Source organism: Kineococcus indalonis, from assembly GCF_009906395.1.
Lineage (GTDB): Bacteria > Actinomycetota > Actinomycetes > Actinomycetales > Kineococcaceae > Kineococcus > Kineococcus indalonis.
Genome location: NZ_JAAALM010000233.1, coordinates 1 through 6,006, shown reverse-complemented (window position 1 = coordinate 6,006; position 6,006 = coordinate 1). Strand labels below are relative to the sequence as shown.

The following is a 6,006-nucleotide window of genomic DNA, read 5'->3' as shown; positions in this document are numbered from 1 at the left end:
GGCGGGTGGAGACCGGCGGGCCCGGGCTCCACAGCGGCGGTTCCGGCCCCCTGGTGCGGGGACGGGATCCTGCGGGAGCTGGGGTTCAACCCGGGCCGTCGTGCGCACCCGGAGCGTCCGGTGGTGCGCGCACGACGGTGGCGCAGTACCGCCACTGTAGGTCCGGCCGGGGCCGCGGTCACCACCGCGGGCACCGGCGGGCGCGACGGCCGGTGGTGCCCGCCGTCGGTGGGCACGGGCGGTGGTCGTGTGCTTCGATCACGCCCACCGCCGGGAGGAGCCGGATGCGCGCAGCACGGAGCGTCCTCACCCTCGGTCGGCCAGCGCCGGTCCTGCTGGCCGCGCTCGCGGCCGGAGCCGCCTGCGCCGCCCCGGCGGGCAGCGACACCGCTCTGCGGGTGGCCGCGGACTTCACCGCCGCCACCGCGGACGGCGACGCGGAACGGGTGTGCGCGCTGCTGGCGCCGGCGACCGCGCGGCAGCTGGCGCAGCAGGCCGCGTCCTGCCCCGAGGCCGCCGGCGCCCTGAGCCTGCCCGCGCCGGCCGAACCGCTGCCGGCCGCGCAGGTGTGGGGCCGCTCGGCGCTCGTCGCGGCGCCGGGGACCAGCGTCTTCCTCGTCCGCGTCGACGACCGGTGGCTGGTCAGCGCCGCCGGGTGCACCCTGCGACCGCAGGCGCCGGCCGACTGCGCGCTGCAGGGCGGCTGAGGAGGAGGGCTGAGCCGTGGTGGGAGGAGTGGTGGGAGGAGTGGTGGGAGGAGGACGAGGTGAAGGTCGTCTTCTGGGGAACCCTGGTCGTGGTGGCCGTCGGTCTCGGTTGCGTCATCGCCCTGGGCCTGCTGCACCGCTGAGGGCACCGGCGAGCGCGGCAGGCACCGGGGTGGGGTCGTGATGCGCCGCTTCGCGCAGCTGAACGGGCTCACGCTGGCCTTCGGGGCGCTCTTCGTGCTGGCGCTGGCCGGGCAGGCGCTGTCGGGGGTGGCGCAGTACAACGAGCAGGCCGTGGCCGACGGCGCCGACGCGGTCTCGCTGGTGCAGTACCTGGGCACCTCCGACTTCGCCGTCGCGGTGGCGGAGAACTGGCAGTCGGAGTACCTGCAGTTCTTCCTCTACACCGTCCTGACGGTGTGGCTGGTGCAGCAGGGCTCACCGGAGTCCAAGGAGGTGGACCAGGCCGGTCGCGGTTCCGACGAGGACCAGCAGGTCGGGGTGCACGCCAAGGCCCACTCCCCGGCGTGGGCGAGGGCGGGCGGCTGGCGGCTGGGGCTGTACTCCCGCTCGCTGGGGGTGGTGATGGGGTCGATCTTCCTGCTGTCCTGGCTGGCGCAGTCGATCGCCGGGCGCGCGGCGTACAACGAGGAGCAGCTGCGGCAGCTGCAGGCTCCGGTGAGCTGGAGCGGTTACCTCGCTTCACCGGACTTCTGGAACCGCACCACGCAGAACTGGCAGTCGGAGTTCCTGGCCGTGGCGAGCATGGCGGCGCTGTCGATCTACCTGCGCCAGCGCGGCTCCCCGGAGTCCAAGCCGGTCGGCGCCGCCCACGACGACACCGGCGTGGAGGGCTGAGGACCGCCCCGGCCGAGGAGCGCGCCCGACGAGCCGGCGGTGGCGCCGCGACGGCGCGGGGCGGTCCTCAGCCCAGCTCCCGCTCCTGGCGGGCCTGCTCCTCCAGCAGGCGCAGCGCGCGCTCGCCGGCGTCCCCGTCCTGGGCCAGGGCGGAGCGCACCTGCTCCAGCTTCTGCTCCCCGGCGGGGAACGGCGGCAGCAGCGGCACCTCGGGGTCGACGACGGCTTCGAGCACCACGGGGCGGTCGGCGGACAGCGCGGCGTCCCACGCGGCGGGCAGGTCGGCCGGGTCGTCCACGCGCAGGCCGCGCAGCCCGAGCAGGTCGGCGTAGCGGGCGTAGGGGAAGTCCGGCAGGCGCTGGCTGGCGCCGAAGCGCGGGTCGCCCTCCATCTCGCGCTGCTCCCACGTCACCTCGGCCAGGTCGCCGTTGTTGAGCACGCACACCACGAAGCGCGGGTCGGCCCACCGCCGCCACAGCCCGGCGACGGTGATGAGCTCGGCGACGCCGTTCATCTGCACCGCCCCGTCGCCGGCCAGCGCCACCAGCGGCCGGGAGGGGTCGGCCAGCTTCGCGGCGATGCCGTAGGGCAGGGCCGAGCCCATGCTCGCCAGCGTGGAGGACAGGTGGGCCTGCACCCCCGGCGGCAGGGTCAGGTGCCGGGCGTACCAGTAGGTGATCGAGCCGACGTCCACGCTGACCTGCGCGTCGGCGGGCAAGCGCCGGCTCAGCTCGCGCACGACGAGCTCGGGGTTCAGCGGCTGCGCGGGCAGCGCGGCGCGCCGCTCGGCCAGCGAGCGCCAGCGCGCCACGGCCCCGGTGACGCGCCGGCGCCAGGTGTCGTCGGCGGGCGGGTCCAGCAGCGGCAGCAGGGCCTCCAGCGTCTCGGCGGCGTCGCCGGGCAGGCCGACCTCGACGGGGTAGCGGTTGCCGAGGTGGCGGGGGTCCAGGTCGACCTGGACGGTGCGCGCCCGCCCCGGCGGCGGGTAGAACTCCGTCCACGGGTCGTTGCTGCCCACGATGAGCAGCGCGTCGCACTCGGAGAGCACGGTGGCGCTGGCGCTGGTGCCCAGGTGGCCCATGACGCCGGCGCTGGTGGGCAGCCGCTCGTCGACCCAGGGCTTGCCGAGCAGGCTGGTGGTCACGCCCGCGCCGAGCCGTTCGGCGACCGCCCGCACCTGTTCGCCGGCGTGCCGGGCGCCCTGCCCGACCAGCAGGGCGGGGCGCCGGGAGGCGTTGAGCACCTCCGCGGCCTGCCGCAGGTCCTCCAGCTGCGGCAGCACCCGCGGGCGCCGCCGCTCCGGGACGCTGACGATCACGCCGTGCTCCTGCGGCAGCGGGTCCGGGGCGGGCAGCTGCTGCACGTCGTGCGGGAGCACGACCGCGCACGGCTGCCGCGTCGCCAGCGCGGTGCGGAACGCGCGGTCCAGGACGGTGGGGGCGTGCTCGGCGGCCAGGACCGTCTGCACGTAGCCGGTGGCGTCGCCGAAGAGGGTCTGCAGGTCGATGCCCTGCTGGTACTCCGCGCCCAGCACCGTGCGCTGCTGCTGCCCGACGACGGCGACCACGGGGACGCTGTCCAGCTTCGCGTCGTACAGGCCGTTGAGCAGGTGCACCGCGCCGGGGCCCTGCGTGGAGAGCACGACGCCCACCTCGCCGGTGTACTTGGCGTGCCCCACCGCCATCAGCGCGGCGTTCTCCTCGTGCCGGGCCTGCACGAACTCCAGCTCCTCGCCGGCGCGCCGCAGCGCCCCGAGCACCGGGTTGATCCCGTCGCCGGAGTGCCCGAACAGGCGCCGGACCCCCCACGCGCGCAACCGCTCGACCACCAGGTCGGCGACCAGTCGCTGCTCCTGCCCCATCGTCGTCCTCCTCGGGTGGACCTCGCCCCGCTCCTCCCCTACCCCGGGCGCTCGGGTCCATGCCCGCCTCCATGCCCGCCTCCTGCGCGGGCGGGTCGCGCCGGCGCGTTCAACGGCGGCGAACCACAGCTCCGCCAGGTGCGCCGGTGCGCCGAGGTCGGTGAAGCGCCCGGCCAGCGGGGCGGTGCCGGAGAGCGTCCCGGTGCGGCGGGGCGGGGCTCAGCGGCCGTGCACCGCCGCGGGGTCCAGGACGGTGCGCTGCACGGGCGCGGCCAGGACCTGCTGCCAGCGCGGCAGCACCGGGTCCGGGTGCGCGCGCAGCCGACCCGCCGGGCGCGGTCCGCGCCGGCCGGCGGCGTGCCAGGCGTCCAGCGCGGCGGCGCTGCGGCGCAGGGCTTCCACGGCCCCGCCGGGGTCGAGCAGGTCGGCGTCGCTGCCGTCGCCGCTGCCGTCGCCGCTGCCGTCGCCGCTGCTCCTGCCCAGGTGCTCGCGCACCAGCCGCAGGCGCAGCTCGCGCGCGAAGCTGCGCGCCTGGTCCCCCAGCCCCGCCGGGTCGGCCGGTTCCCGCCGGTCGCGCACCTGCCCCAGCAGCAACGGCGGCGCGGCGATCCCGCCGCGCTTGGGGTGGCGCGGCAGCACGACGACCAGCTGCAACCCCGGCGTGGTGCGCAGGGCGTCGGCGAAGACCCGCACGACCTGGCGCGACCAGAGGAACTGCTCCTCCAGGTACACCAGCCGCCTCGCCGGGCGCAGCGCCTCGGCGTGCCCGGCGGCGCTGCTGCGCTCGCCGTCGGGGGCGAAGGGGTAGCGCGGCCGGCGGCGCGGGTGGGTGCGCAGCAGCTGCACCGCGCACGAACCGGCCGGCGGCGGTGCCGGCGCGGGCAGCGGGTGCGGGCGGTGCAGCAGGCGGCGCGCCACGTCCGAGAGCGCCTGCCCGGGCGGCAGCGACAGCGGTGCGCGGTCCGCCCAGCGGTCGTCCCGGGGGTGTCCGGCGTGGCGGACGACCACGAACTTCTGGTGGCGGCTGCCCAGGGTGCGCACCCGCTGGTCCAGCAGCACCTCCGCGCCGCCGCGCACCTGGTGGGCCAGGTGGGCGAAGAGGACCGGGTCGCCCGCCCCCGCGCCGGCGAGCGCGGCCGCCAGCGCGGGGAAGAACGAAGAACTCCGCGCCGTCGACGAGCGCGCGCACCCGGTTGCCCGCGCTCCAGGCCGGCAGGTCGGTGGCGTCGTTGCCGCGCTCGGCGCCGGTGAGCAGCCAGTCGGCGGGGCCGCGGCCGGTCGCGGCCGGCGGCCGGATCACCGCACCACGCTCAGCGCCCCGGCCGCGCAGGAGACCAGGGCCTGCGCGCCGGCGTCGACGTGGTGGACCTCGCCGTCCATCTGCAGCGGCACCGGGGTGCTCGCGGTGAAGGCGTACGGCTCGCAGCGGCGGACGCTCTCGTGCCTGCCGCGCAGCACCTCCACGATGCCGGCGAGCAGCGCCAGCTTGCCGCGGTGCCGCATCAGCAGCGTCTCGCAGGTGCCGTCGGCCGGGGAGGAACCCCGGGACAGGACGGCGCACTCGGCCATCCGGTCGATGTTGGCGAACACCGGGCTGCCCAGCTCGATGCGCTCGCCGTCGTGGGTGATGGCCGGCGGCCGGCAGCGACAGGACGTCCGCAGCGCCAGCAGGCCCTCGGTCAGCGCGTCCAGGTCGTGCCGGTTGAACTCGGCGGCGGCCACCGGCGTGATGCCCAGGCCGACGTAGGAGTGCGCGCAGCGCGGTTCCCGCCCGGGCACCCGGACCTGCAGCAGGTCCATGTCCGACACCGCCCCGGCCACGATCGCGTCGGGCAGGGGGCGGTGCTGCACGGCGCGGGCGTCGCCGCTGGCGGAGACCACCAGCGTGGCGGGGTGCTCGGTCACGGCCCGCTCGGCGAGCTCCTCGGCGTGACCGGGGTGGCGCGTGCCGCGCAGTTCCACCGGCGTGCCGGGCAGGCGCACCCCGAGCTGCGCGCGCAGCCGGTGGGCGTTGCCCGGGCCGTCGCCGGTGCTGTTCGGGTTGTGCAGGACCACCACGCGCTCGAAGCGCCGCGCCGCCCCGCTCGTCGCCTCGTGCGCTGCGTGGACCACTGCCGGAACCTCCCGCGGGACACCGTCGGGAGGTTCCACCCGCGGACGACCCTGCCACGCCCGGGCCGCGGTCCCCACCGCTCTCACCGTCCCTGGTCGATCTCGAACAGCGGGCTCAACCCGGTGCGCCGCAGCACGTCCAGGTCGCCGCGGCTCACCCCGCGCAGCACCACGCGCCCGCCGCGCGCCCGGCAGCGGCGCTTGGCGCGCAGCAGCAGGGCGATCACGGGCGAGGACAGGTGCGCAACGCCGGAGAGGTCCACCACGAGGGTGCAGGTGCCGGTGTCCAGCGCCTCGCCCAGCTCGCGGCGCAGCGCGCCCACACCGCGCCCTGCGCCGCCGGCGTCGGGCGGGACCACCACGGTGACGCCCTCCTCCGGCTCGGCACCCGTGACGGTCCCGGCGCTCCCCCGGCGCTCCGGCCCGCGCAGCTCCAGGACCGCGGGGTACCGGGAGGGGGACCGGGAG

7 protein-coding genes are annotated in these 6,006 nt (G+C 77.2%); 3 read left to right on the top strand and 4 right to left on the bottom strand.

The window, feature by feature from the left end:
• The first annotated feature begins 284 nt into the window (after positions 1-284).
• The 3 genes from GTR00_RS12280 to GTR00_RS12270 are packed head-to-tail and all read left to right on the top strand — an operon-like array spanning position 285 to position 1,565.
• A complete protein-coding gene (locus GTR00_RS12280) occupies positions 285-707 on the top strand; it encodes a hypothetical protein (protein ID WP_166611904.1) in 423 nt (140 codons plus the stop codon).
• Complete coding sequence (locus tag GTR00_RS12275) at positions 656-850, top strand: hypothetical protein (protein WP_166611903.1); 195 nt, start codon at positions 656-658, stop codon at positions 848-850. Before GTR00_RS12280 ends, GTR00_RS12275 begins: the two co-directional genes overlap by 52 nt.
• A 40-nt stretch (positions 851-890) precedes the next feature.
• Positions 891-1,565 (top strand): DUF6766 family protein, encoded by a 675-nt coding sequence (locus GTR00_RS12270; RefSeq protein ID WP_166611905.1) that lies wholly within the window; start codon positions 891-893, stop codon positions 1,563-1,565.
• A 67-nt stretch (positions 1,566-1,632) separates the two neighbouring features.
• Here GTR00_RS12270 and GTR00_RS12265 read toward each other — a convergent pair whose 3' ends face one another.
• From GTR00_RS12265 to GTR00_RS12250, 4 genes are all read right to left on the bottom strand, one after another.
• Positions 1,633-3,426 (bottom strand): thiamine pyrophosphate-requiring protein, encoded by a 1,794-nt coding sequence (locus GTR00_RS12265; protein ID WP_166611902.1) that lies wholly within the window; start codon positions 3,424-3,426, stop codon positions 1,633-1,635.
• Positions 3,427-3,645: 219 nt separating this feature from the next.
• A complete protein-coding gene (locus tag GTR00_RS12260) occupies positions 3,646-4,503 on the bottom strand; it encodes a phospholipase D-like domain-containing protein (RefSeq protein ID WP_205705657.1) in 858 nt (285 codons plus the stop codon).
• A 219-nt stretch (positions 4,504-4,722) separates the two neighbouring features.
• Complete coding sequence (locus tag GTR00_RS12255; protein ID WP_166611901.1) at positions 4,723-5,538, bottom strand: diacylglycerol/lipid kinase family protein; 816 nt, start codon at positions 5,536-5,538, stop codon at positions 4,723-4,725.
• An 83-nt stretch (positions 5,539-5,621) separates the two neighbouring features.
• A partial coding sequence (locus GTR00_RS12250) for an STAS domain-containing protein (protein WP_205705656.1) occupies positions 5,622-6,006 on the bottom strand: 385 nt, incomplete at its 5' end.